The following is a 24,224-nucleotide window of genomic DNA, read 5'->3' on the forward strand; positions in this document are numbered from 1 at the left end:
CCCCGAAGTCTGCCACGCCGGCCCCGCCGCACCAGCCCGGCGGCGCGCCCGGGGGCGGGCAGCGGCCGCGGTCCTCGGCGCCTCGACGGCCGGCCCGGGACCCGGCGCGGACGGCTCAGTGCTCGCTCGGCTCGCGATGCCCGGGGTGGTCGAGGTCGATGGCTGCCAGTTCGCCGACGATGACGAGCGAGGGGGGCCGCACCCTGCGGGCCGCCATCGCCTCGGCGGCCTGGCCGAGCGTGGTCGTCCACGAGTCCTGGTCGGGCAGGGAGGCGTTGGACACCACCCCGACGGGCGTGGCGGGCGGCAGGCCGCCGGCGATCAGCTCGGGGGCGATGTCGCGCAGGTGCGCGACACCCATGAGGATCACCAGCGTGGTCCGCGTCCTGGCCAGCTCCCGCCAGGGCACCTCGGAGCGGGGGTCGTTCGGCGAGACGTGCCCGGAGACCACGGTGAAGCCCTGCACCAGGTGCCGGTGCGTCAGCGGGATGCCCGCCAGCGCCGGACCCGAGGTGGACGAGGTGACGCCCGGAATGACGCGCACCGGGACGCCGGCCTCGGCGCAGGCCTGCCACTCCTCACCGCCGCGGCCGAAGACGAAGCAGTCGCCGCCCTTGAGCCGGACCACTCTCTCACCCGCCCTGGCGTGCGCGACGAGCAGCTGGTTGATCCGTTCCTGCGGCACGTACTCGCCCTGGGGAACCTTGCCGACCGGGATGCGCTCGGCGCCGGCCGGGGCCTCGTCGAGGACCTCGGCGGGGGCCAGCCGGTCGTAGAGCACGGCGTCGGCCTGCCGGATGGCCTTGAGCCCGGCCAGGGTGATGAGATCGGGATCACCGGGCCCGCCCCCCACGAGGGTGACGGTGCCGGGCTGCAACGTGATGTCCATGTGTCCTTCCTCGCTGGCCGGTGCGCGGCTCAGCGCGTGCCAGGCTCGGTGAGCAGAGCGATGGCCTGCTCAAGATTACGGGGTCGCTGCCGCGAACCCAGCGCCGCGGCCAGGGCGAGCGGCCACGGCGTCTCCAGGTGGGCACGCGAGACGAGCCCGGCGTCGGCCAGCAGCTCGTCCGCCGGCCCCTGCTGCACGGTGGCGTCGTGGACCACGGCGACCTCGTCGGCCCAGTCCAGGGCCAGCGCCACGTCGTGGGTCGCCATGAGGATCGTCGTCCCCGCCGCCGTGAGCCGGTCGAGCATGATGCGTGTCTGCCGGACGCCGGCGGGGTCGAGGCCGGCCGTCGGCTCGTCCAGCAGAAGCAGATCGGGGCGCATGGCCACCGCACCGGCCGTCGCGACGCGCTTGCGTTCCCCGTACGACAGGTGATGGGTGGCGCGTTCGGCCAGGTGGTCCGCGCCGAGCAGGCGCAGCGATTCCTCGACGCGCTCGCGCACCTGCTCGACGGGCAGGCCGAGGTTCATCGGCCCGAACGAGACGTCCTGGGCCACGTCGGCGCTGAACAGCTGCGCGTCGGGGTCCTGCAGGACCATCTGGACGTGGCGGCGGTGCTCGCGCAGGGCCTTGCGCGACCACGACAGCGGCACCCCCTCGCGCAGGACACGGCCGGCGGAGGGCTCCAGCGAACCCGCCAGGACGCTCATGAGCGTCGTCTTGCCGGAGCCGTTCGCGCCGAGCAGCGCGAGACGGACGCCCCGTTCGATGCGCAGGGTGACGCCGTCCAGTACTGCCGGACGGCCGGGATGACCGGCGACGACGTGCTCGGTCTGCAGAAGTGCTGTCACAGTGCGTCAACTCCCCAGCTGATGGCCCAGATCGCCGCGATGACGGCGATGGTGACGATGACGAAACCCGGCGAGGCGGCGCGCCGCACCGGCAGGGTGGCCAGCGTCGTCTCGAAACCCCGGTGGCTCATGCCCTCGTTGAGCCGGGCCGCCCGCTCCCAGGCGAGGACACCGATCGCGCCGATGGCCGTGGCCGTGTTCTCCCAGCGCCGCCGCAGGCCCCGCATGGGGCCGACCGGGTTGTCGCCGAGGCGGCAGCGCTGGGCCTCCAGGACCGTGAGCATCGTGTCGAGGATGACGAACAGCAGGCGGTAGGTCAGATTGGCGATCTCCAGCAGCGGCTCGGGGACACGGAGACGACGCAGCCAGGTGAGCAGGTCGACCATCGGCGTGGTGGTGGCCAGCACCATGACGGACAGGGTGCCCGACAGGCCGTGCAGGAACAGGCGCAGGGCCTGCATGGCCGAGGTGGGACCGACGCTGAGCGCGCCCAGCCGCCACCAGGCGTCGGCGGGGGACCGGCCCACCGAGAAGAGCACCGAGACACCGCCCAGCAGGAGGAAGACGAGGGGGCCGGTCATGGCCTCGGCCAGGACGCGCGGCCTGATCCGCGCCGAGCCGACGATGAGGGCGACGGCGGCCACCGAGACGAGGATGGTGCCCGGCCAGACCGGCGCGAGGAGCGCGGTGAGTACCAGGCCCATCGAGCAGAGCACCTTCTCGCCGACGCGGCGACGCCGCCACGGGGAGTCCCAGGCGGCGTCGTCGAGGGCGTGGATGTGCCGCGAGTGGCTGCTCATGCATCGCTCTCGGCCGGTGTCCCCCGTTCGAGAGCCTGTGCCCCGGCCGCCTCCGCCTCGGCGACCCGGGCGGCCTCGGGGGAACCGGCCTCGGCGGCCTGGCGCGCCGCGGCGTGCCGACCGCTCATCCGGCCGATGCAGAAGCAGATGATGCCCGAGCCGATGGCCGCCTGGATGGCGAACAGGCCCGACTCGACCTCACCGGCCGGTTCGAACAGCGGCTCGAACCATGGTTCGGCGCCGGCCTCCTCGGCGGCCTCGGTGGCCGCGTCGTCCGTGCCGACGAAGGCCTCCTCCGAGCCGCCGGCCATCCGGTTCCCCACGACGAGCGAGACGAGGAAGATCAGGACGACCGCGCCGAGCAGGACCCAGTTCACCCACTTCTTCGAACTGGTCAGGGCGCCGGACGCGGTGGTGACACGCTCAGACATGGGAGCCCTCCTTCGCGGCGGCGCGGGTCCCCTCGGCGGAGGCCGAGGTCTGCGGGGCGAGATCGAGGCCGAGGCCGGCCAGCTGCGGGGCGGCGACCCTCACCAGGAAGCGGAACAGCAGGATGCCCAGGAAGCCCTCCATGACGGCCAGCGGGATCTGCGAGACGGCGAAGACGCTCAGGAACTTGGCGGCCGCGCCCGGGATGCCGCTGGAGGCGTCCGGGAAGGCGAAGGCCAGCTGCAGGCTGGTCACGCAGTAGGTGGCCAGGTCGCTGAGCGCCATGCACAGGAAGATCGCCAGCGCGTTCGGGCCGTGCAGCCTCTTCGTCAGCAGGTACACCCAGTAGCCGACCCAGGGGCCGGCGATGGCCATGGAGAAGGTGTTGGCGCCGAGCGTGGTGATGCCGCCGTGTGCGAGCAGCAGCGCCTGGAAGACCAGCACGATGAGGCCCATGAAGGCCATGACGGGTGGTTTGAACAGGATCACCCCCACCCCGGTGCCGGTGGGGTGCGAGCTCGAGCCGGTGACGCTCGGGAGCTTGATGGAACTCAGCAGGAAGGTGAAGGCGCCGGCGGTCGCCAGCAGGAGCTTGTTCTCGGGGCGCTCCCTCACCTCCTTGACGACCCGGTAGGCGCCGTGGACGACGAACGGGGCGGCCGCCGCGTACCAGATGGCGCACTGGGCGGGAGGGAGAACACCTTCAGCGATGTGCATGAGGTCGTTCCTTTCTCGGGATCATGCGTCCCGTCGGGGAAAGGGCCTGCCGAGGTGCAGTTCCTGACTCCCGCCCGCGTGGGGCGTGCACAGTGGCGCGACCGTGCCGGCTTCTCCCGGCTTCCTGTCGCCTCGGTGGCTGCTCGTGTTGTTCAGTTGTCGACCCGAGTATCGCACTGCCCGTTCTCCCCGGTTTCCCCGGGCCGGTTGGTGGTCCGGGTCCGGGGCGGGCGTGCCGGTCAGTTGAGCGTGTAGAACTCCAGTGCGATGTTGTCGGGGCCGCGGAAGGCGATGAGTGAGCCCGTCGCGCCGGCAACGATGCCGCTGTGCTCCACCCCGGCGCCGTCGAGCCGGCCCGCCCACGTCTTCAGCGCGCCGGTACTCGGCACCGCGAAACTCAGGTGGTCCAGTCCCACTCGGTGCTCGTCGAAGGGCCCGGATATCCCTGCCGGCCCGTGGCTCACGAGGCTGAGCATCACGTCCCCGAGCCGGATCATGGCCTTGGACATCGGACCGATGTCGAGCTGAGCCACCTTCTCGGCTCCCAGAACGCTGACGAACCACTCCACGCTGGCCGGTAGCTCGGTGACGGTGATGCCGATGTGATGGATGCCGACGATGCCGGGGTTAGCGCTCATGGCTCCGAGTGAACCATGAGTGCCGGCGATCGGGGAAGGGGCGCTGTCATTCCCTTCGTGAGCCCGGGCCGGTGAGCCGCTGCGCCTGCGCCGCCGCGAAGGGTGACGGGCCCGGCAGGACCGTTCCGGTCCGGGAGGCGTAGCGCAGGTCGTCCGCGGTGCGCTGCCGCCCGGCCCGAGGCGGAGGCTCGGTGCTGTGTCGACAGGGCGATCACATCCGCGGCACAGCTGGCACCAGTGCGCGAGTGATTAAACTCTCATCTATTTATGAATGGACGGGTGGGAGGCTGAGGACCGCATGCTCCTCAAACAGTTGGAGTACTTCGTCGCGGTGGCGCACGAACGCCATTTCGCCCGTGCGGCACAGGTCTGCGGGGTCTCCCAGCCCACCCTCTCCGACGGTGTGCGCAGGCTGGAGCAGGAACTCGGGATGCCGCTCATCCGCAGGGGCCACACCTTCCAGGGCCTCACCCCCGAGGGCAGCCGCCTGGTGGTCTGGGCGCAGCGCATGGTCGACGACCGCCGGGCCCTGCACGACGCGGCCGCGGTCCTGCGCGCTGGTCTGAACGGGACGCTGCGCGTCGGGGTCGTCCCGGCCGCCACCACCACGGTCGCCAGGGTGCTCGACAGGTTCTGCGCCGAGCACCCCCTCGTCGAGGTGCACATCGAGTCGATGCTGTCCACGAATGACGTCATCAGCCAGATCTCCACCTACGATCTCGACGCCGGCATCTGCTACCCGGTGGGGAACGAGATGGTGCGTTACCGGCCGCTCTACGACGAGACCTGGGCCTTCCTCGCACCCCAGCACATGGTGGACGACAGCGCCGAGTCCATCACCTGGGCGCAGGCCGCCAGCTACCCGCTGGTGATGCTCGGCACCTCGCTGCACGGCATGTCCCCCATGATCGGGGCCTTCGAGGCCTCCGGGGCCGTTCCGCACGTCACCATCGAGACCGACTCGGTGGCCTCGCTGTTCGGATTCGTCAACACCGGGCGGTGGGCCAGTATCGTTCCCGACCGCTGGGTGCTCGACTCCGGGCAGGTGACCGACCTGGCGCTCCTCGAACTCGTCGAACCGGTCGTGCAGACCAGGATCGTGCTGGCACACCACTCCGGTGAGCCCATGAGCCCGGTCGTCGAGGCGCTGGTCTCCTCGGCGGTCAGCGTGTGCTCCCGCGCGCCGGGCGTCGGCTGACGGTGCCGCCGAGCGGGCGGCAAGTGGCGCGGGCGTTCCGGCTTCGGGGCCAGTGCCGCCGAGCGGGCGCCACCGCGGGCCAACGGGCGTTTCCGGGGCTGAACCGCGCGTCGGGCGGCCGGACGGTCCCGGCATGCGCTCGAGCCCCGAGTCAACCCTGATGATGTACCCCGATTTAACCCTGATAGATGGGGGCTATCGGACGATAGGTGCTTCTCGTGGCACGGAACGCACATTGGTGAAAACCTTCGGGCAAGCACCACTTGTTGAGAGGAGTTTTCAACATGTCACGACCAGATTCTCAGTGCCCTGTCACACAGGCCCTGTCCTCCGCCAAGGACCCGGGAGCCAGCGAGCTCAACCCGCTCTTCGCCCGTCCCGGCGAGGCCTCCGAGCTGCCGAAGTTCCGTTTCCCCAGCACGGAGGCACTGCCGGAGACCGCCTACCAGGTCGTCCACGACGAGGCGATGCTCGACGGCAACGCCCGGCTCAACCTGGCCACCTTCGTCGGCACCTGGATGGACGAGCACGCCAACCGCCTCTATCTGGAGACGGCCGACAAGAACATGATCGACAAGGACGAGTACCCGCGTACCGCCGAGATTGAGACCAGGTGCTGGACGATGCTCGCCGATCTGTGGCACGCCCCGGACCCGAAGCACACCATCGGCACCTCGACGATCGGTTCCTCGGAGGCCTGCATGCTCGGCGGCCTGGCCCTCAAGCGCCGCTGGCAGCAGGCCCGCAAGGCCGCCGGCAAGTCGACCGACAGACCCAACCTCATCATGTCGAGCGCCGTCCAGGTGTGCTGGGAGAAGTTCTGCAACTACTGGGACGTCGAGCCCCGGCTCGTGCCGATCAGCGAGGAGCACAAGGTGCTCGACGGCCACGGGCTCGAGAACTACGTCGACGAGAACACCATCGGCGTGGTGGCGATCATGGGCGTCACCTACACCGGCATGTACGAGCCCGTCGCCCGGATAGCCCAGGCGCTGGACGCCATCCAGGAACGCACCGGCCTCGACATCCCCATCCACGTCGACGGCGCCTCGGGCGCCATGATCGCCCCCTTCGTGCATCCCGACCTGGTCTGGGACTTCCGCATCGACCGGGTGGCGTCCATCAGCACGTCCGGCCACAAGTACGGGCTGGTGTACCCCGGCATCGGCTGGGTGGTGTGGCGCGACAAGACGGCCCTGCCGGCCGAGCTCATCTTCGAGGTCTCCTATCTCGGCGGGCAGATGCCGACCTTCGCGCTCAACTTCTCCCGCCCGGGCGCCCAGGTGCTGCTCCAGTACTACATGTTCCTGCGGCTCGGCTTCGACGGCTACCAGCGCGTGCAGGCAAACAGCCGTGACGTGGCCCGCTACCTCGCCGGGGAGATCGCCGCGATGGGCCCCTTCGAATTGTGGAACGACGGCTCCGACATCCCCGTGTTCGCCTGGCGGCTGCGGGCAGATTACACGGACAAGTGGAATCTGTACGACCTGTCCGACCGGCTGCGCATGAAGGGCTGGCTGGTGCCCGCCTACCCGATGCCCGACGACCTCACCGACGTCACCGTGCAGCGGATCGTCGTTCGCAACGGGCTCAGCCACGACCTGGCCAGCGCCTTCCTCGAGGACCTGCGTGCCGAGGTCACCTATCTCGATCGGCTCGACGGGCCGCTGCCCCACGAGGCGGACCGGCCCGCTGCCTTCCACCACTGAGGAGAAGTGCGATGTCAACCAACGCAACCGGCTCCGGTGCGGCCCGCCGGCCCGCCGCGATGTCCGTCTTCAACCTGGCAATGCTCACCGTGGTGGCGGTGGCCTCGCTCCGCTCCCTGCCCGCCATGGCCAGCTACGGGCTGGCCTCGGTGCTGCTGTTCATCATTCCCGCCGTCCTGTTCCTCATCCCCACCGCGCTGGTGGCCGCCGAGCTCGCCACCGGCTGGAAGGGGGGCGTGTTCATCTGGGTGCGTGAGGCCTTCGGTGAACGCTGGGGCTTCCTGGCCATCTGGCTGCAGTGGGTGCAGAACGTCGTGTGGTACCCCACCCAGATCGCCTTCATCGCCGTGAGCCTGTCCTACGTGGTCAACCGCGGGGAACTGGCCGACAACGGGCTCTACGTGGCCGTCGTCATCATCGCGCTCTACTGGGTGTCCACCTTCATCACCCTGGCGGGCGGCAATCTCTTCGCCAAGGTGGGTTCGTGGAGCGGCATCCTGGGCACCATCTTCCCGGCGCTGCTGCTCATCGTCTTCGGCGTGGCCTGGCTGGCCACCGGCACACCCTCGCAGACTCCGCTGACGGCAGGGGCGGCGCTGCCGCCCTGGACCGGCCTGGCGTCCATCGTGCTCATCGTGTCCAACGTGCTCGCCTACGCCGGAATGGAAGTGAACGCGGTGCACGCCAACGAGATGGCCGATCCCGGGCGGGGCTACCCTCGCTCGGTCGTGGTCTCGGCGCTCATGATCCTGGCGATCCTCATCCTGCCGACACTCGCGATCGCCGTCGCGGTCCCGCAGAGCAGCCTCGGTGTCGTGGACGGCATCAACCTGGCCTTCCATGCCTTCTTCGACCACTGGCACATCGCCTGGGGCACGCCGGTGATGTCGCTGCTCATCGCGCTCGGCGCCTTCGCCTCCGTGGTCACCTGGATCGCCGGGCCGTCCAAGGGCCTGCTCGCCGCAGCCAGGACGGGGCTGCTGCCTCCGCTGCTCCAGCGGCGCAACAGGGCCGGCGTGCAGCGCTCGATCCTCGTGCTGCAGGGCCTCATCGTGACGATCCTGGCGCTGCTGTTCGTGGTGATCCCCAACGGGAACACGGCCTTCGTCACCCTCATCGACATGGCCGCCGCGCTCTACCTCATCATGTACATGCTCATGTTCGCCGCCGCCATCCGGCTGAGGACGACGCGGCCCCAGGTGAAGCGCACCTACCGCACGCCGGCGATGAGGCTGGTGGCCGGTGTCGGCTTCGTGGCCTGCGCCGCGGCCTTCGTCCTGTCGTTCATCCGCCCGGCCGGGTTCACCGGGCTCAGTACAACCGGTTACGGCCTCGTGGTGGGCGTGGTCATCGTCGTGCTCGGCGTGCCGCCGCTCCTGTTCTACGCGCTGCGCAAACCGGGCTGGTGCCTGGAACCCGATCACGCCACCGGCGACGCCATCCTGGTGAACCCGCCGAAGTCGGAGCCGGTCGGTGACGCGGTGGTCGCGCGGAGGATCATCGAGACGGCGATCGTGTCCCGGAAGACCACTGATGCGCCCCCAAGGGCCACTGACGCGTCCCGGAGGAGCACCGACGTGGTCTGAGTCGCACCCGCCGACACCGGGCCCGAGCCGCCGGCCGATCATCCAGGATCCCTGGAATCTGCGGTGGCCCGGGCCCGGCTCCGTGAACTCCGGGGTGCGTTCCGGCCGTGTGTGCGGCTGCTTGGTCCTCGGCTCGGCTCCGTGAACTTCGGGGTGTGTTCCGGCCGTGTGTGCGGCTGCTTGGTCCTCGGCTCGGCTCCGTGAACTCCGGGGTGCGTTCCGGCCATGTGCGCAGCTGTCTGAACTTCGGCCCGTATCGCATGAACTCCGGACGCGTCCCGCTCATGTTCGAGGAGGAATTCTCGCGATGCGCAGATGGTGATATGCCCGTGGCTTGGCACAATGGCATGAACTGGAAACACGCCGAGAAGAGGGGAAGCTCATGGCCGGTGATCGCCCACTCCTGTTCGAACCGCTCACCCTCCGCGGGCTCACCGTGCGGAACCGCGCCTGGGTGCCGCCGATGTGCCAGTACTCGGTGGAGACCCGTGACGGCATGCCGAACACCTACCACCTCGTCCACTACGGTTCCCTGGCGATCGGTGGCTTCGGCCTCATCATCGCCGAGGCCAGCGGCGTGCAGCCCGTCGGCCGCATCACCCCCTTCGACCTCGGCCTGTGGGACGACGCCCAGGTTCCCGCCTGGTCTCGCATCGCCGACTTCGTCCACGCCCACGGCGCCGCTCTCGGCGTTCAGCTCGGGCATGCCGGCTTCAAAGCCAGCACGAACCAGTGGTGGCCCGGCGTCCCCCAGGGCGTGGTGCCTGCGGCGCTGGGCGGCTGGGAGCCCGTCGGCCCGCAGGACGACACCCTGACCGCCCTGGACGGCTCCACCGTGCGCGTCAACGGGCTGGACGAGGACGGCATCGCCCGGGTGATCTCCGACTTCGCCGACGCCGCCCGTCGCGCCGACGCGGCCGGCCTGGACACCGTCGAGATCCACGGCGCCCACGGCTATCTGCTGCACCAGTTCTACTCGCCGCTGACGAACCACCGCACCGACCGCTGGGGCGGTGACGCCGAGGGGCGGACCCGTCTCGTCCTCGAGGTGGCCCGCGCCGTGCGTGCCGTGTTCCCCGACGACAAGCCGGTTCTCGTTCGCCTCACGTGCAGCGACTGGAATCCCGGGGGTTTCACGCCGGAGGATGCGGTGGAACTCGCCGGGCAGCTCAAGCAGATCGGCGTCGACGCGATCGACGCCTCCTCCGGCGGGCTGCCCGGCGCCGACATCCCGCTCGCTCCCGGCTACCAGGTGCAGTTCGCCGAGAGGATTCGCCGCGAGGCAGGCATCCCGACGGTCGCCGTCGGTCTCATCGACGACCCCGCCCAAGCCGAGCAGATCCTCGCCGAGGGCAGGGCCGACGCCGTCGACCTCGGGCGGGCAGCCCTGCGCGACAGCAACTGGCCCCTGCGCGCTGCTCACGAGTTGGGCCTTCCCAACGAGCAGGCCCCTTGGGCGCCGCAGCGCTTCCGCGGCGCCTGGCAGCACTGACGGTCATCTCCCGCCCGACTTTTCCCGCCCGACTTTTCCCGCCCGACTTTCGGCCTTCGACAGCGCTCGTCCTGCGGTTCTTGTGGAAAGACGCACGAGAACCGCAGGACCAGGCTGCTGAGGCAGTATCACGGCCAGTCTGCTCTGCGAGTCAGTCCGCCCTGCGATTCTCATGTCCTGCGGTTCTTGTGGAAAGACGCACGAGAACCGCAGGACTAGCCTGTCGAGGCAGTACGGCAACGGGGGCAGCGGGTGGTCTGCCCCGTCCATCCCCCGCGGCGCAGCGCTGCGGCGATCTGCTCAGCGACGTCGCAGGGACGCTCGACGACATCGGTCCAGCCATAGCGGAGCGTCACGATGCCGAGCTGAGCGGCGCTGATGTTGTCGCGTTCCATGTCGCGGAAACGGCGGTTCTTGTGGTACCGCTCGCCGTCCAGTTCGACAGCGAGCTCGTACCACGGCCAGTAGCAGTCGAACCGTGCGAAGAGAACCGACACCTGCCGCAGTGGACGCACGAGCCGGTGGGCCTCCACCACGTTCTTCTCGAAGCGGTGTTCCAACGGGCTGTCGACCCCGATCAGATCCGTGCACAGTTCCGTGATGAGCCTCCGATGACTCACCCGGGTCCGGCCTGCCATGGTCTCCAGAAGACGCTCTCGTGTCGTCACCCCAGAACGCATGACCCGCCCCATGAGATCGATGACCTCCCCCTGTGAGGCGCCGCGGGCGAAATCGAGAATGCTGTCCTCCGGGTAGGTGCGGGCCAGGTGTCCGTGAGAGGGGCGTGAACCCTCGCGGAAGATGATGTGCGGGCAGTTCGTGCGCCGGGCCGTGTGGGTGCGCCAGACGAGGATCGAGGCGGGCTCGTCGCTGAGTGCACCGTCGAGATAAAGGGCCGCAGCACCGCCGATCATCGCGCTGCCGCGACAGCACAGCAGGCCCGCCCAGGCCCGGGACTGCCAGGTGGGCTCCTTGATGCAGTAGACGCCGTGGGCGAGAGTCACCCAGTCTCGTGCCAGACCTCGCGTCTCCCCAGGGGTGAGCCCGGCTGCGAGGCACTGCCCTCTGGTGAGACATCCGCCTTGTGCGTTGGTAAGGGAGATGAGACGGGCGGGTAGGATGGCTTGACGTCGCATGCACGCACTGTGTGCCGGACGGACTCCCGGTAATCAGCCGGGCTGGGCCTGTGTACAACGCGAGTCCGCGCGCAACCGTCATACACAGGCGAGCCCCGATCAATGACAATCGGGGTGTCCGAACCATCCGCGCAACCGTCATACGCAGGGCGAGACCTGCAAGTTCATCACCCCGCGTTTCACTACCTCGGTGGTAACACCACGGCCAACAGCCTGTGGTTCTCGTGAGTCATTACGCAAGAAACGCATGACGAAGCTGTGGCGCTGTGCGTGGGCGAACAGCTTGACAGCGGTGAAATAGGCTTTGCCCTGCGGTTTTCGTGTGTCTTTTCGCAAGAATTGCAGGGTGGGTGGAAATCGCTGGGTGGACGGGAATCGCAGGGTGAGTTGGTGGTGATTCCGTCCCAGTGGTCTGGTCCTGCGGTTTTTGTGTGTCTTTTCGCAAGAATTGCAGGATTGGCGGAAATCGCAGGGTGAAATGGAATCGCAGGGTGAGCGGGGTGGTCAGGGGGTCGGCAGGGCGAATCTGCGGAGTGCGGGGGAGCCAGCGAGACGGCGTGCACCCATCCCGGCCTGCTGGAAGCAGCGATCGGGGTCGACGACGACCGTGCCGTCGAACTCCCGGACGCAGGCCGGGTAGACCCCGATCGCCGGGGGAGTGCTCGGCCCCACCAGGTGCACCCGCGCGCCGGAGCAGAGCTCGAGCAGACGCGGCAGGGTCTTGTTCGTCAGGGCAGAACCGGTGATCGCGACGAACTCACGCCCCGGCAACTCGTACTCACAGGCCGGATCGGGCAGGTCATCCCCGCGTGGGCGGCGTTCCAGGACGATGGTCCGTTCGGTCAGCTGCTCGGTGAACGGGAAGTGCCCGACGACCGCACTCGGCCGCGACGCCAATGACGGCACGAGCCGCGCGGCACAGTCGGCCTGCTCGTCCCAGACCAGCCCGGGCATCCCCTCCAGCCGCGCCGGCTGGGCGTACCAGGCGTTGAGCGCCGCGGTGCCCAGGCTCGCCAGCCGAAGATCCCAGCTCGTCACGAGCGCGGCCACCTCGCGCAGCTCGGCGCCGATGATCATCGGTTCAGGCAGCCGCGGGCCGCCGTGGCAGGTCATGGCGACCCCCATCGTGGCGGCATCGGTGCCGACAACCGTCCAGCGGTTCACCAGCGCTCGCGTCACCGTGATGCCGGCCGGCACGCCGGCGATGAGCTGTTCGTACAGATGCCAGGGGTTCGCCATGGCATGCCTTCCGTCCGGGTTGCGGCCCTCCTCGCCTCGCCGCGGCCGCACACGACCCCGCTATCGTGTCATGCATCCGTATGCCTCGGCCTCCTGCTCCAGCCTGCACCAGTGCCGCGGCGGCGCACCGTCCCAGTTCTCGGCCGATGCCTGGCCGAGGCCGCAGGCCGGCAGGGTCGGTGACAGCGGTGACCCGATCGGTGTTCCCGGGGAGGAGTTGACGATGACCATTCCGTTTCCTGGTGGGGTCTCGGCGGGTGTGCTGGCTCGTTTTGGTTCGGCCGTCGTGGTGACGTCCGGAGCGGGCGGCCGGTTGCGTGTGTTCACCGTTGATCGGTGTTCCCGGGGGAGGGGCGACGATGACCATTCCGGTTCCAGGTGAGGTTCTGGCCGGTGTGCTGGCTCGTTTCGGTTCGGCCGTCATGGTGACGCCGGTGACGGACGGCTGGCCGCGCGTGCTCACCGTCGACGCCCGCACCGAGGACTCGGCCGACGGCGTCGAGATCGTCATCGTCTCGCCCCACCCGGCCGGTCTGCGCCGGGTCGCAGAGAACCCCCTCGTCACCCTCGTCTGGCCGTCGTCGGTGCACCACGGTCACAGTCTCGTCGTCGACGGCTGGGGGCGAGTCGATGGTCAGGACATCCGGGTCGTCCTCGACCACGCCGTGCTGCACCGTCCCGGTACACACGCCGATGGCCCCGACTGGGCCTGGTGACTCCGAGCCCCGCCGGGGCCGTGGGCGTGGGTCCTGCTGTGGAGAGCATCCCTGGCAGGTGACACCGCGCCCGCCGGGGCCGTGGGCGGTCGATTTGGTTTGCTGGGATCGTGCGCCAGATCTCTTCTGAATGTGACGCCGGTGTCGGGGTCTACCGGGACGACGTTCCCGAGTGGGGCGATTTTGTCGACGAGCCGGAGAAAATCACCTGGGCGACCACGCTGCTGCCGATGACCGGGGAGCTCTCGGATCGGCAGTGACGGTACGCCGACCGACGTGTTACGCCGTGTCGGACTCACCCGCCTCGGCCGCATCAAGAGGCTGGACTGTTGATGATCGTTTCCGGTGCGGTCGTCGACGGGGCCGGCTCGTAGTGCTCGCCACGCCGTGCACCGATCCCCCGAAACTCGCCGCCGAAACCTCGATGCGCCGAAATCACTTCTGAACCGTTTCTGGTTGATTAGCTAAACTGGCGGGGCCAAGGGAGAAGAGGAGACGTGATGGGTGCTGAGGGGAGTGACCGGGATTTCAGTCCGATGCTCTACGACGTGATGCGGGAGTTGGCGACGCAGCTCAGCGGGCGTTATGTCGAGTGGATGGATCAGGCGAGGTCCGATGCGGACGAGGCGCACTGGCGGGCCGAGCACCTGAGGGTGATGCGTGAGGCCCGGGCGGTCGACCCCGACAGCCGCTCCGCCATTGAGGAGCACACTGCGAAGCTTCGGGCAGCGCTGGCGGACATGCCGTTGCAGGCCCCGGTCCTCACATGAGTGACGAGCTGACTGAGGAGCAGCTCAGGGCGAGGTTTGAGCGGCGGGTGGTCCCGTACTTCGAGGACCTGCGAGAGCAAGCAGGGGGTGGCTCGTCATGGCCGCCCGTTCTTGTCTATGTGGGAGGTCAGCCGGGCGCGGGCAAGAGCCGGGCGAACGAGCGCGCTGCGCAGTCTCGGCAGGCCCTGGTGCCGATCATTGGTGACGATCTGCGGCAGTTCCATCCCGACTATGCGCGGCTGATGCGTGATGATCCGCTGGCGATGCCGGGAGCCACTGCGCAGGCGTCGGGGCGCTGGATCGGGATGGCTGCGGACTATCTGCGTGAGCAACGGGCAGACGTCTTGATCGAGACGACATTGCGTTCGCCGGATGCGATGGCGAAGACGATCGCATCCTTCCGAGAGGCCGGCTATGTCGTTGAGCTGCGCACGGTTGCGGTGCCGCATGAGGTGTCACGACTGGCGACCGTCGAACGCTATGTGGCCCAGGTGGAGGCGACGGGTGCGGGGCGGTGGACTCCCGCGGCTGCGCATGACGAGGCGTACATGCGGGCAGGACCCACGATTGAGGGCTTGGTGCAGTCGGGCTCAGTCGATCATTTCGTGATCGAGGACAGAACTGGCGTGGTGTCGTTCGATCGAAGCTACTTCGGCGTTCGTGATGCGGGGCTGCAACAGGCCGGCCGGGAGGCCGGAGCCGCGTTCGAGCGCGCGCGGAGCATCGATCACATGACGCCCGCAGCTGCGCGCTCCTGGATCGAGTTGGCGCGGGATCAGATCGAGCGGGTGCGTGGGCTGGGACAACAGGATCCTGATCTGTTGTCGACCGTTGAGCGCATCGGCACGACTGATGCCCGTGCGGTTGTGGCTCGTGCCTATCCGGAGGAGCCTGCGCGAGCCAGTGCGGCGGCGATGACGCTGAGTGCTGCGGCCCGAGCAGCAAGCACGGGCCCTTCGGCGGCGGGTGCGTCCTATCCGCAGCCACCGCGGGCCGGATCGCAGCGAGGCTCATCGCCGCGTTACAGGGGGCCGGCCATGCCTGACCGGGGCAGTGGGCTGGAGCCGGGGATGTGAGGCTGGCGCGAGTTGTTTTGTGGGGTGTGCGCGAGTGAGCACCTGTGAGCAGAACCCCGAGGCCCGGATGGCCGAGTTGCGGCCCGCCGGCGTGGAGCGCGTGTTCACTGGCCTTGGCGAGCCGAGCCGCATTGCAGACCGCTCGCAGTGGGACGCGTGCATGAGCACCCGCGTCCCGGTGACACGCTGGTGACCCGAGCACTCGACAGGATCGCCGAGACGGAGCGAGTGGTCATCGAAACCATTCGAGATCCAGCCGGTACGGGTGGCCCTGATGTGGGGTGGGAGTTCTGGTGGCCGGGCCTCACCGTGCAATGATTCGTGGGTCGCTGAGCCGGAGGTGAGGCGACGCCGCTCCCGATCTTGATCACGGGTGGACTGCTCGGGGCCTCACCAGTGAAGGTGACGCCGGGTGCGCCGGAGGCCACGTGACGTACTGGATCGACCGGCCCGGTGGCGGCGGGAATCTGCGGAATGCCCCGCGGCACGGCCGCTGGTCAGGAATAATCCTCGTCATGAAACGGTTGAGCCAGGTGCACTCAACGCAACGAGTTGAGTGCGCTACACTCAACGAAATGTCGCTCTGAAGGGTGCAGGACGCAACATGAGAGTGGGCAAGGCTTGCGGGCCGGATGCGAGCAGCAGCCCGGCGTAGCCGGCCCGGACAATTCAACATTCGTTCAGGTCTCGCCCCAGGCGTGGCCCGGACACGTAGGGAAGAGGGCGGTGAGGACCGTCCCACTAGTGGAGGAACAACAATGGCTCGTGCAGTAGGCATCGACCTGGGCACCACCAACTCGGTCATCGCCGTTCTCGAGGGCGGTGAGCCCACGGTCATCCAGAACGCGGAGGGCTCGCGCACGACCCCGTCGGTCGTCGCCTTCGCGAAGAACGCCGAGGTCCTGGTCGGTGACGTCGCCAAGCGTCAGGCCGTCACCAATCCCGAGCGTACCATCCGCTCGGTCAAGCGCCACATGGGCACCAGCTGGACCACCCAGGTCGACGGCAAGGACTACCGTCCCCAGCAGGTCAGCGCCTACGTGCTGCAGAAGCTGAAGCGCGACGCCGAGGCCTACCTGGGCGAGGACGTCACGAATGCCGTCATCACCGTCCCGGCCTACTTCGGCGACGCCGAGCGCCAGGCCACCAAGGAGGCCGGCGAGATCGCGGGCCTCGTCGTCGACCGCATCATCAACGAGCCCACCGCCGCGGCCCTGGCCTACGGCCTCGACAAGGCCGACCAGGAGCAGACGGTGCTCGTCTTCGACCTCGGCGGCGGCACCTTCGACGTCTCGCTGCTCGACATCTCCGACGGTGTCTTCGAGGTGAAGGCCACCAAGGGTGACGCCCGCCTGGGCGGCGACGACTGGGACCAGCGCATCGTCGACTGGCTCGTCGAGCAGTTCAAGAACAAGAACGGCGTCGACCTGGCCAACGACAAGATGGCCAAGCAGCGCCTGCAGGAGGCCGCCGAGAAGGCCAAGATCGAGCTGTCCCAGGCCACCAGCACCAACATCAACATCCCGTACATCACGGCCAACCAGGCCGGTCCGCTGCACCTGGAGGAGACGCTCACCCGCGCCGAGTTCCAGCGTCTCACGCAGGACCTGCTGGACCGCTGCCGCGAGCCCTTCCGCTCGGTCCTCAAGGACGGCAAGACGAGCGTCGGCGACATCGACCAGATCATCCTGGTCGGCGGCTCCACCCGTATGCCCGCCGTGCGCGACCTGGTCAAGGAACTGTCCGGCGGCAAGGACCCGAACCAGTCGGTCAACCCCGACGAGGTCGTCGCCATGGGCGCCAGCCTGCAGGCCGGCGTGCTCAAGGGCGAGGTCAAGGACGTGCTGCTGCTCGACGTCACGCCGCTGAGCCTGGGCATCGAGACCCGCGGCGGCGTGATGACCCGCATGATCGAGCGCAATACGACGATCCCGACGAAGCGCTCGGAGATCTTCACCACCGCCGAGGACAACCAGCCGTCGGTGATGATCCAGGTCTACCAGGGCGAGCGCGAGTTCGCCCGCGACAACAAGTCGCTCGGCAACTTCGAGCTCACCGGACTCATGCCCGCCCCGCGCGGCATGCCGCAGATCGAGGTGACCTTCGACATCGACGCCAACGGCATCGTCCACGTCTACGCCAAGGACACCGCGACGGGCAAGGAGCAGTCGATGACCGTCACCGGCGGCTCGGCCCTGAGCAAGGACGAGATCGACCGCATGGTCAAGGACGCCGAGGCCAACGAGGCCGCCGACAAGAAGCGCCGCGAGGCCGTCGAGATGCGCAACGAGGCCGACTCCCTCGTCTTCCGCACTGAGAAGCTGCTGGCCGACAACGCCGAGCAGATCTCCGACGACGTCAAGGCGCCGGTCACCGAGGCCGTCGAGAAGCTGAAGGAAGCCCTCAAAGGCACCGACAACGACGACGAGGTCCGCTCCGCCATGGAGGACCTGAATCAGAAGGCCTCGGCCATGGGTCAGGCCATGTACCAGGCGGCCCAGGCCGCTGCCGCCTCGGCCCCCGCCGGTGACGGCGGCTCGAGTGAGAGCGGCGACAGCGGTGACGACGGTGACGTCGTCGACGCCGAGATCGTCGACGACGACAAGTGATCGTCGGACGTCTGCAGGCTGCGCTGGGGCTGCGTTGAGGGCGCATCCCCAGCCGACCAGCGCGGGAGGCCGTCCAGTCACCCGGACGGCCTCCCGGCCCGCCGACTCCGGCCCGGCGCCGGGCGGGAGTGAAACTGAAGAAGTGCCCACAGGCCGTGCGGTTCATCCCCCGCACGGCCGCCGTACACCGGACCAGCAGCCGGTGCAACCGCCACGAGGAGCGACCACATGACCCAGACCCCGGACCCGGGCGCCGAGCAGAACGAGCCCGCCGAGGGCATCGGTGAGGAGTTCGCCGGTCTCACACCCGAGGAGTTCCTCGCGAGGACCGCTGACAACACGGCCGCCGAGCCCGCCGCGGGCGATGCCGCCGCTGAGGCGGCCGAGGAGCCGGCCGACCCGCTCACTGCGGCGCGCGCCGAGCTGGCCGAACGCACCGAGGACCTCAAACGACTGCAGGCCGAGTACGTCAACTACCGCAAGCGCGTCGAGCGTGACCGGGACGTCGCCCGCAACCAGGGTGTCGAGTCGATCGTCCGCGATCTCATGCCGGTGCTGGACGCCATCGTCCAGGCCGAGGCCCACGGCGAGCTGACCGGCGGCTTCAAGCTGGTCGCCGACGAACTCGCCAGGGTCACGACCCGGCACGGGCTGGTCGCCTTCGGCGAGCCCGGCGAGGAGTTCGATCCGCGCCGCCACGAGGCCCTCATGCAGATGCCCGTGCCCGGCAATGATGAGATGTCCATCCACGAGGTCATGCAGAAGGGCTTCGAGCTGGGCGGCACGATCGTGCGCCCGGCGCGTGTCGTCGTCGCCGTACCCACGGGCGAGGACGGCGAACAGCCCGGTGACGGTGAGGCCGGGCAGCCGGCAGCGGACGAGGTCTCGGCGACCGGCGACGAACCGGCCGGTGACTAGGGACGCGCTCGCGACCCGGCCGTCACGGCCCGGCGAGATGACCACGAGACGCAGTGAGGAGGCGCCACGATGAGCACGAAGGACTGGCTCGAGAAGGATTACTACAAGGTCCTGGGCGTCTCCAAGAACGCCAAGCCGGAGCAGATCAAGAAGGCGTTCCGCAGGATCGCCCGCGAGAACCACCCTGATCAGCACCCGGGCGACAAGAAGGCCGAGGAGCGCTTCAAGGAGGCGTCCGAGGCCCATGACGTGCTGGCCGATCCGGCCAAGCGCAAGGAGTACGACGAGCTGCGCGCCGGCGGCGGCTTCCACTTCACCCGCCCCGGTGGCACAGGTGGCACCAACGTCAACGACGTCTTCCGGAACATGACCGGCGGCGTGGGCGACGGCGGGCTCGGCGACCTGTTCGGCGGCCTGTTCAACGCCGGCGGCGCCCGCCGCACGAACGTCCGCCACGCCCGTCGCGGCGCCGACGTCGAGGGGGAGGTCTCGATCAGCTTCGGCGAGTCGGTCAAGGGCACCACGGTCGGCATGCAGATGGTCTCCGACGAGGCCTGCCCGTCCTGCCGGGGCACCGGCGCCAAGTCGGGCACCGTCCCGCGGGTCTGCCCCAACTGCCAGGGCTCCGGTGTGCAGACCGGCAGCGCCCAGGGCGTCTTCGGTCTCACCGAGCCCTGCCCGACGTGCAGCGGCCGCGGCATGATCGTCGACGACCCGTGCACGAACTGCCACGGCTCGGGCCGGGCCAAGAGCCAGCGCACCATGCAGGTGCGGATCCCGGCGGGCGTCACCGACGGCCAGCGCATTCGCGTCAAGGGCAAGGGCAGCAAGGGCGAGCACGGGGGAGAGCCCGGTGACCTGTACGTTCAGGTGCATGTCGCGGCGCACCCGCTGTTCGGTCGCAGCGGCGACAACCTCACCGTCACGGTCCCGGTCACCTACGCCGAGGCCGCGCTCGGCGCCGAGATCGAGGTGCCCACCCTGGAGGGCGGCAGCGTGCGGTTGCGCGTCCCGGCCGGCACCCCCAACGGGCGCACCTTCCGCGTCCGCGGCAAGGGCATCAGCAAGGCCCGAGGTGGGCACGGCGATCTGCTCGTGAGCGTCGGGGTGCAGGTGCCCCCGCATCTCTCGGACGCCGCGCGCGCCGCACTGGAGGACTACGTCAAGGCGGTCAACGAACCGGACCCGAGGGCACATCTGGCGGCGAAGGCAGCGATGAGGTGAGGTGAGCGATGCTCGAGGACAGACTGCCCCAGGTCATCGACCCGGACGCCCCGATCTTCACCGTCTCGGTCGCGGCATCGCTGGCCGGCATGCACCCGCAGACCCTGCGCGGCTACGACCGCATGGGTCTTGTCGTGCCCCGGCGCGCGAAGGGGCGGGGCCGGCGCTACTCGCCGCGTGACATCTCGCGGCTGCGCCTGATCCAGCAGCTCTCGCAGGAGGAGGGCATCAACCTCAACGGCATCCGCCGTATCATCGACATGCGGGACGAACTCGACCAGATGCAGCGCAAGCTCGACCAGATGGCCGAGCTCATGGCCCGGATGACCGAGGTGCAGGAGGAGGTCCAGCGGGTCTTCCTGGCCGGGCCCGGCGGTGAGGTCGACTACAGCCGCTACCGGCGTCCCCCCAGGCCGCGCGCCATCGAGATGTGACCTCCGGGTGGCGTGGCGCCGGCGGCTGGCCGCCCTTCGCGCGGTGCTGTACGTCGGCCGCGGGGGCCAATCACCGGAGGCGGTGGGCAGCCGCTCCGCCCAGTCTCCCGGCGGTGGTGCTCGGTGACAGCTGTGCGGCGCCGGCGACCGTGGCGTCCCTCACCGCCGCACACGGTTGGTTTCCGCGTGTGAGCGGATGACCTCGCCCTCTGCACTCCCGCCCCCGTGACTCTCACGTGGTTTCCCGCGCGAGTGGGGCATCCCGTCCTTGCCCGACCCAGGCGTCGCGATGGGCTGGTGTCTCCTGCGCCCAGCGTGCGCTGCGACGGCGCCCTGCCCCGCCGGTCGAAGGTGGGCTGACTGCGGAGTCGGTTTCGTTGAACGAGTGTCCGGTTGTGTTGGTTTCAGGGGAGGTTGCGGGGAGGTTACAAGGGAATGCTTTCTTCCTGACAGGGCTTGACAACACAAACCAACACAACCACAATCGAACACAGATCAATGCAGATCCTGCCGCTCGCGGCACCGTTCATCAGGAGATTCGATGTCTCTACCTGACGCAACCGTCAACAAGAACCTTGAGGGCAGAGGCGTCCGCGCCTCGATCCAGCGCTTCGGCAGCTTCCTCGCCGGGATGATCATGCCGAACATCGGGGCCTTCATCGCCTGGGGTTTCGTGGCGGCCCTGTTCATCTCGACAGGGTGGATCCCCAACGAGAACCTCGTCACGCTGAGCGATCCCATGCTCAACTACCTGCTGCCGCTGCTCATCGGCTACACCGGCGGCCGGACGATCCACGGCACCCGGGGCGCCGTGGTCGGCGCGATCGCGACGATGGGTGTCATCGTCGGCGCCGAGATCCCCATGTTCCTCGGCGCCATGGTGATGGGCCCCCTGGCGGCCTGGCTGCTCAAGAAGATCGACGGCTTCCTCGACACCAGGGTCCCCTCCGGTTTCGAGATGCTCGTCGACAACTTCTCGCTCGGCATCCTCGGCTTGGTCCTGGCCATCCTCGGCCACCAGGGCATCGGTCCGCTGGTCAACCTCTTCATGAGCTGGATGGCCACCGGCGTCGACTTCCTCATCAGCCACCACATGCTGCCGTTCGCCTCGATCCTCGTCGAGCCGGCCAAGGTGCTCTTCCTCAACAACGCGATCAACCACGGCATCCTCACCCCGCTCGGCACCGAACAGGTGCACTCGGCCGGCCAGTCGATCCTGTTCATGGTGGAGTCCAACCCCGGCCCCGGCCTGGGCCTGCTGCTGGCCTACTGGGCCTTCGGCGCCAAGCACATCCGCCAGTCGGTGCCCGGCGCGGTCATCATCCACCTGTTCGGCGGCATCCACGAGATCTTCTTCCCCTACGTGCTCATGAAGCCGAAGACGATCCTCGCCACCATCGCGGGTGCCATGTCCGGTCTGGCCGTCGGCTCCCTGCTCGGCGCGGGCCTGTCCGGCCCGTCCTCGCCCGGCTCGATCATCGCCTGGTTCCTCATGTGCCCGCGCAGCGGCTACCTGCCGATGATCGCCGACTTCCTCGTCGCCACAGTGGTCTCGTTCCTCGTCGCAGCGGTCCTCATCCGTCCCGACAAGAAGAAGGACGAGGCGGCAGCCGCTATCGAGGAGGGCGGCGCCGTCGCGGCCGAGGCGACCGCCGCCGAGTCCGCGGCAGCCGTCGCCAGCGGTGAGTTCGACGCCGCCGCCCTCACCAGGCTGGTCGTGGCGTGTGACGCCGGCATGGGCTCCTCGGTCATGGTCGCCTCGACCATGAAGAAGAAGCTGGCCCCCTACGGCGTCGAGGTCGTTCACACCCCGATCGACTCGATCCCGTCCGACGCCACCGTCGTCCTCACCCAGGAGGGCCTGGCCGAACGGGCCCACGCCAAGGTGCCGCAGGCAGCCATCATCCCGTTCAAGAACTACGTCGGCGACCCGGTCTTCACCGAGGTCGAGGAGAAGATCCGGTCCGCGCAGGAAGGCGCCGGCTCCGGTGCCGCGGACACCGCGCCACAGGTGTCCGGGGACGGCGACGCGGCCGTGGCGGTCGCAGCCGCCCGGGCCGCTCGCAGGAAGAAGTCCCTGGCGCCCGACATCCTGCCCGCCGAGGCCATCAGGCTGGGCCTGAGCGCCGTCGACAAGCAGGACGCCGTCCGTCAGGCCGGTCAGGTGCTCGTCGACGTCCAGGCCGCCGGTCCCGAGTACATCGACGGCATGATCGAGCGTGAGGGCCAGGTGTCCACCTACATGGGTGAGGGCTTCTCGATCCCGCACGGCACCAACGAGGCCCGCGCCCACATCAAGCGCGCAGCCCTGGGCTTCCTGCAGTTCCCCGACGGCGTCGACTGGAACGGCAAGACGTGCTACGTGGCCATCCCGATCGCCTCGGCCTCGGACGAGCACATCGGCATCATGTCAGCGCTCGCGAGTGTGCTGGCCGACAAGAACAGGGCGGAGCAGCTGCGCACCGCCACCACCGTTGAACAGGTGCAGGAACTCCTTGCACCGGAGGAGGACTGAACACAATGAAGGCACTGCGTTTCCACGCCCCCGAGGACGTGCGGCTCGAGGACGTCCCCGAGCCCGAGTGCGGACCCGACCAGATCAAGATCAAGGTGAAGAACTGCTCCACCTGCGGCACCGACGTGAAGATCCTCCACAACGGGCACCCGAACATCACCCGCGTCACGACGATGGGCCACGAGGTGGCCGGCGAGATCGTCGAGATCGGCGCCGAGGTGGCCGGCGACTGGAAGATCGGCGACCGCGTCCAGTCGATAGCCGCCGTGCCCTGCGGCGAGTGCCACGAGTGCCGGAAGGGCTGGATGCAGGTCTGCCAGAACCAGACCAGTGTCGGCTACCAGTACGACGGCGGCTTCGCCGAGTACATGATCGTGCCGGCCGAGGTGCTCAAGGTCGACGGCCTCAACAAGATCCCCGACGGCGTCGGCTACGACGAGGCGAGCGCCGCCGAGCCCTTCGCCTGCGCCATCAACGCCCAGGAGCAGCTCGGCATCGAGGAGGGCGACTTCGTCGTCATCTTCGGCGCCGGCCCGATCGGCTGCATGCACACCCGCATCGCCCGCGGCGTGCACAAGGCCGGGACGATCGTCATGATCGACATCAACGCCGAGCGGCTGGCGATGTCCGCCCAGGCCGTCAGCCCCGACATCACGATCGACGGTTCGGTCGAGGACGTCGTCGCCAAGGTGATGGAGCTCACCGACGGCCGCGGCGCCGACGTCATCATCACCGCCACCCCGGCCAACGTGGCGCAGGAGCAGGCGCTGGCGATGGCTGCCCGCAACGGCCGCATCTCGTTCTTCGGCGGGCTGCCCAAGACCAACCCGACGATCACCTGCGACTCCAATCTGGTGCACTACCGCCAGCTGCACATCCACGGCGCCAACGGCTCGGCCCCCGAGCACAACAAGCGCGCCCTGGCCTACATCGCCTCTGGTCAGGTGCCCGTCGCCGACCTCATCACCCGCCACATCCCGTTGGAGAACGCCCTCGATGCCTTCGACATCGTGGCCAAGGGTGAGGCCATCAAGGTGACCGTCGAGCCCTGACGCTCGGCTCCATCGCACGGGTGATGCCCGTGTGACCGCACAGAACTCCCGTTCCCCCTGCCGTGGGCAGGAGGACGGGAGTTCTGCATGTCGTGACCGTTCGCCCGGCCCATGACGTGAGGGCCGCGGTGGGGCTGCCGGCGTGTCGTGCCGGCGCCCGGCAGCGTCCGTTCCCGTATGGGGGCGGCCGCCCGCGCGCAGGGGCCGGTCGCTCATCGGACGACATCGT

General features: G+C 68.9%; 23 protein-coding genes. 15 read left to right on the forward strand and 8 right to left on the reverse strand.

Going from position 1 to position 24,224, the window contains the following annotated elements:
* Positions 1-115: 115 nt before the first annotated feature.
* The 6 genes from cobA to D9T14_RS10490 all read right to left on the reverse strand — a co-directional run bounded on the left by cobA (position 116) and on the right by D9T14_RS10490 (position 4,321).
* Positions 116-889: a uroporphyrinogen-III C-methyltransferase gene (gene cobA, locus D9T14_RS10465; protein WP_119162464.1), complete on the reverse strand. Its 774-nt coding sequence runs from the start codon at positions 887-889 to the stop codon at positions 116-118.
* A 29-nt stretch (positions 890-918) separates the two neighbouring features.
* On the reverse strand, positions 919-1,737 hold the full coding sequence (locus D9T14_RS10470; RefSeq protein ID WP_119162465.1) for an energy-coupling factor ABC transporter ATP-binding protein: 819 nt from the start codon (positions 1,735-1,737) through the stop codon (positions 919-921).
* Positions 1,734-2,537, reverse strand: a complete 804-nt coding sequence (gene cbiQ, locus D9T14_RS10475) for a cobalt ECF transporter T component CbiQ (protein WP_119162466.1) — start codon at positions 2,535-2,537, stop codon at positions 1,734-1,736. Before cbiQ ends, D9T14_RS10470 begins: the two co-directional genes overlap by 4 nt.
* Positions 2,534-2,968, reverse strand: coding sequence for an energy-coupling factor ABC transporter substrate-binding protein (locus D9T14_RS10480; RefSeq protein WP_119162467.1), 435 nt, complete (start codon positions 2,966-2,968; stop codon positions 2,534-2,536). Before D9T14_RS10480 ends, cbiQ begins: the two co-directional genes overlap by 4 nt.
* Positions 2,961-3,683: an energy-coupling factor ABC transporter permease gene (locus D9T14_RS10485; RefSeq protein ID WP_119162468.1), complete on the reverse strand. Its 723-nt coding sequence runs from the start codon at positions 3,681-3,683 to the stop codon at positions 2,961-2,963. Before D9T14_RS10485 ends, D9T14_RS10480 begins: the two co-directional genes overlap by 8 nt.
* 239 nt (positions 3,684-3,922) lie before the next feature.
* On the reverse strand, positions 3,923-4,321 hold the full coding sequence (locus D9T14_RS10490; RefSeq protein ID WP_119162469.1) for a VOC family protein: 399 nt from the start codon (positions 4,319-4,321) through the stop codon (positions 3,923-3,925).
* 271 nt (positions 4,322-4,592) lie between these two features.
* Between D9T14_RS10490 and D9T14_RS10495 the strand changes: the two genes are divergently transcribed.
* The 4 genes from D9T14_RS10495 to D9T14_RS10510 all read left to right on the forward strand — a co-directional run bounded on the left by D9T14_RS10495 (position 4,593) and on the right by D9T14_RS10510 (position 10,306).
* Entirely contained in the window at positions 4,593-5,519 is a 927-nt protein-coding gene (locus D9T14_RS10495) for a LysR family transcriptional regulator (protein ID WP_119162470.1), read from the forward strand.
* Positions 5,520-5,803: 284 nt separating this feature from the next.
* Positions 5,804-7,228 (forward strand): glutamate decarboxylase, encoded by a 1,425-nt coding sequence (gene gad, locus D9T14_RS10500; protein WP_119162471.1) that lies wholly within the window; start codon positions 5,804-5,806, stop codon positions 7,226-7,228.
* Positions 7,229-7,239: 11 nt separating this feature from the next.
* Positions 7,240-8,814 (forward strand): glutamate/gamma-aminobutyrate antiporter GadC, encoded by a 1,575-nt coding sequence (gene gadC / locus D9T14_RS10505; RefSeq protein ID WP_197720600.1) that lies wholly within the window; start codon positions 7,240-7,242, stop codon positions 8,812-8,814.
* 382 nt (positions 8,815-9,196) lie between these two features.
* Positions 9,197-10,306: an NADH:flavin oxidoreductase/NADH oxidase gene (locus D9T14_RS10510; protein ID WP_119162472.1), complete on the forward strand. Its 1,110-nt coding sequence runs from the start codon at positions 9,197-9,199 to the stop codon at positions 10,304-10,306.
* Between the two features lie 215 nt (positions 10,307-10,521).
* Here the strand turns inward: D9T14_RS10510 and D9T14_RS10515 are convergent, their stop codons facing one another.
* Positions 10,522-11,310 carry an endonuclease domain-containing protein gene (locus D9T14_RS10515; protein WP_119162473.1) on the reverse strand — a complete coding sequence of 263 codons (789 nt, stop codon included), beginning with the start codon at positions 11,308-11,310 and terminating at the stop codon, positions 10,522-10,524.
* Between the two features lie 636 nt (positions 11,311-11,946).
* Positions 11,947-12,681: a Rossmann-like domain-containing protein gene (locus tag D9T14_RS10520; RefSeq protein ID WP_119162474.1), complete on the reverse strand. Its 735-nt coding sequence runs from the start codon at positions 12,679-12,681 to the stop codon at positions 11,947-11,949.
* Between the two features lie 359 nt (positions 12,682-13,040).
* On the opposite strand from D9T14_RS10520, the gene D9T14_RS10525 reads away from it, so the two are divergent.
* From D9T14_RS10525 to D9T14_RS10565, 11 genes are all read left to right on the forward strand, one after another.
* Positions 13,041-13,397 (forward strand): pyridoxamine 5'-phosphate oxidase, encoded by a 357-nt coding sequence (locus D9T14_RS10525; protein WP_119162475.1) that lies wholly within the window; start codon positions 13,041-13,043, stop codon positions 13,395-13,397.
* Positions 13,398-13,507: 110 nt separating this feature from the next.
* A complete protein-coding gene (locus D9T14_RS13690) occupies positions 13,508-13,657 on the forward strand; it encodes a hypothetical protein (RefSeq protein ID WP_183085918.1) in 150 nt (49 codons plus the stop codon).
* 240 nt (positions 13,658-13,897) lie between these two features.
* Positions 13,898-14,167, forward strand: coding sequence for a hypothetical protein (locus D9T14_RS10530; RefSeq protein WP_119162476.1), 270 nt, complete (start codon positions 13,898-13,900; stop codon positions 14,165-14,167).
* Positions 14,164-15,243 carry a zeta toxin family protein gene (locus tag D9T14_RS10535; RefSeq protein ID WP_119162477.1) on the forward strand — a complete coding sequence of 360 codons (1,080 nt, stop codon included), beginning with the start codon at positions 14,164-14,166 and terminating at the stop codon, positions 15,241-15,243. Before D9T14_RS10530 ends, D9T14_RS10535 begins: the two co-directional genes overlap by 4 nt.
* A gap of 34 nt (positions 15,244-15,277) precedes the next feature.
* Complete coding sequence (locus tag D9T14_RS13695; RefSeq protein WP_170175773.1) at positions 15,278-15,436, forward strand: hypothetical protein; 159 nt, start codon at positions 15,278-15,280, stop codon at positions 15,434-15,436.
* Positions 15,437-16,001: 565 nt separating this feature from the next.
* Positions 16,002-17,852: a molecular chaperone DnaK gene (gene dnaK / locus D9T14_RS10540; RefSeq protein WP_119162478.1), complete on the forward strand. Its 1,851-nt coding sequence runs from the start codon at positions 16,002-16,004 to the stop codon at positions 17,850-17,852.
* A gap of 228 nt (positions 17,853-18,080) precedes the next feature.
* Positions 18,081-18,770 (forward strand): nucleotide exchange factor GrpE, encoded by a 690-nt coding sequence (locus tag D9T14_RS10545; protein ID WP_119162479.1) that lies wholly within the window; start codon positions 18,081-18,083, stop codon positions 18,768-18,770.
* Positions 18,771-18,839: 69 nt separating this feature from the next.
* Positions 18,840-19,994 carry a molecular chaperone DnaJ gene (gene dnaJ, locus D9T14_RS10550; RefSeq protein WP_119162480.1) on the forward strand — a complete coding sequence of 385 codons (1,155 nt, stop codon included), beginning with the start codon at positions 18,840-18,842 and terminating at the stop codon, positions 19,992-19,994.
* Positions 19,995-20,002: 8 nt separating this feature from the next.
* A complete protein-coding gene (locus tag D9T14_RS10555) occupies positions 20,003-20,428 on the forward strand; it encodes a heat shock protein transcriptional repressor HspR (protein ID WP_119162481.1) in 426 nt (141 codons plus the stop codon).
* A 541-nt stretch (positions 20,429-20,969) separates the two neighbouring features.
* Positions 20,970-22,943, forward strand: a complete 1,974-nt coding sequence (locus D9T14_RS10560; RefSeq protein WP_119162482.1) for a PTS mannitol transporter subunit IICBA — start codon at positions 20,970-20,972, stop codon at positions 22,941-22,943.
* A gap of 5 nt (positions 22,944-22,948) precedes the next feature.
* Positions 22,949-23,995 carry a zinc-dependent dehydrogenase gene (locus D9T14_RS10565; protein ID WP_119162483.1) on the forward strand — a complete coding sequence of 349 codons (1,047 nt, stop codon included), beginning with the start codon at positions 22,949-22,951 and terminating at the stop codon, positions 23,993-23,995.
* Positions 23,996-24,224: the final 229 nt, after the last annotated feature.

The organism is Propionibacterium australiense (assembly GCF_003666605.1).
Classification (GTDB): Bacteria; Actinomycetota; Actinomycetes; order Propionibacteriales; family Propionibacteriaceae; genus Propionibacterium; species Propionibacterium australiense.

Excerpts from the sequence above, each read along its gene's own strand:
- cobA (WP_119162464.1), bottom strand. The coding sequence starts at position 889 with ATGGACATCACGTTGCAGCCCGGCACCGTCACCCTCGTGGGGGGCGGG.
- cbiQ (WP_119162466.1), bottom strand. The coding sequence starts at position 2,537 with ATGAGCAGCCACTCGCGGCACATCCACGCCCTCGACGACGCCGCCTGG.
- D9T14_RS10480 (WP_119162467.1), bottom strand. The coding sequence starts at position 2,968 with ATGTCTGAGCGTGTCACCACCGCGTCCGGCGCCCTGACCAGTTCGAAG.
- D9T14_RS10485 (WP_119162468.1), bottom strand. The coding sequence starts at position 3,683 with ATGCACATCGCTGAAGGTGTTCTCCCTCCCGCCCAGTGCGCCATCTGG.
- D9T14_RS10490 (WP_119162469.1), bottom strand. The coding sequence starts at position 4,321 with ATGAGCGCTAACCCCGGCATCGTCGGCATCCATCACATCGGCATCACC.
- D9T14_RS10495 (WP_119162470.1), top strand. The coding sequence starts at position 4,593 with ATGGACGGGTGGGAGGCTGAGGACCGCATGCTCCTCAAACAGTTGGAG.
- gad (WP_119162471.1), top strand. The coding sequence starts at position 5,804 with ATGTCACGACCAGATTCTCAGTGCCCTGTCACACAGGCCCTGTCCTCC.
- gadC (WP_197720600.1), top strand. The coding sequence starts at position 7,240 with ATGTCAACCAACGCAACCGGCTCCGGTGCGGCCCGCCGGCCCGCCGCG.
- D9T14_RS10510 (WP_119162472.1), top strand. The coding sequence starts at position 9,197 with ATGGCCGGTGATCGCCCACTCCTGTTCGAACCGCTCACCCTCCGCGGG.
- D9T14_RS10520 (WP_119162474.1), bottom strand. The coding sequence starts at position 12,681 with ATGGCGAACCCCTGGCATCTGTACGAACAGCTCATCGCCGGCGTGCCG.
- D9T14_RS10525 (WP_119162475.1), top strand. The coding sequence starts at position 13,041 with ATGACCATTCCGGTTCCAGGTGAGGTTCTGGCCGGTGTGCTGGCTCGT.
- D9T14_RS10530 (WP_119162476.1), top strand. The coding sequence starts at position 13,898 with ATGGGTGCTGAGGGGAGTGACCGGGATTTCAGTCCGATGCTCTACGAC.
- D9T14_RS10535 (WP_119162477.1), top strand. The coding sequence starts at position 14,164 with ATGAGTGACGAGCTGACTGAGGAGCAGCTCAGGGCGAGGTTTGAGCGG.
- dnaK (WP_119162478.1), top strand. The coding sequence starts at position 16,002 with ATGGCTCGTGCAGTAGGCATCGACCTGGGCACCACCAACTCGGTCATC.
- D9T14_RS10545 (WP_119162479.1), top strand. The coding sequence starts at position 18,081 with ATGACCCAGACCCCGGACCCGGGCGCCGAGCAGAACGAGCCCGCCGAG.
- dnaJ (WP_119162480.1), top strand. The coding sequence starts at position 18,840 with ATGAGCACGAAGGACTGGCTCGAGAAGGATTACTACAAGGTCCTGGGC.
- D9T14_RS10555 (WP_119162481.1), top strand. The coding sequence starts at position 20,003 with ATGCTCGAGGACAGACTGCCCCAGGTCATCGACCCGGACGCCCCGATC.
- D9T14_RS10560 (WP_119162482.1), top strand. The coding sequence starts at position 20,970 with ATGTCTCTACCTGACGCAACCGTCAACAAGAACCTTGAGGGCAGAGGC.
- D9T14_RS10565 (WP_119162483.1), top strand. The coding sequence starts at position 22,949 with ATGAAGGCACTGCGTTTCCACGCCCCCGAGGACGTGCGGCTCGAGGAC.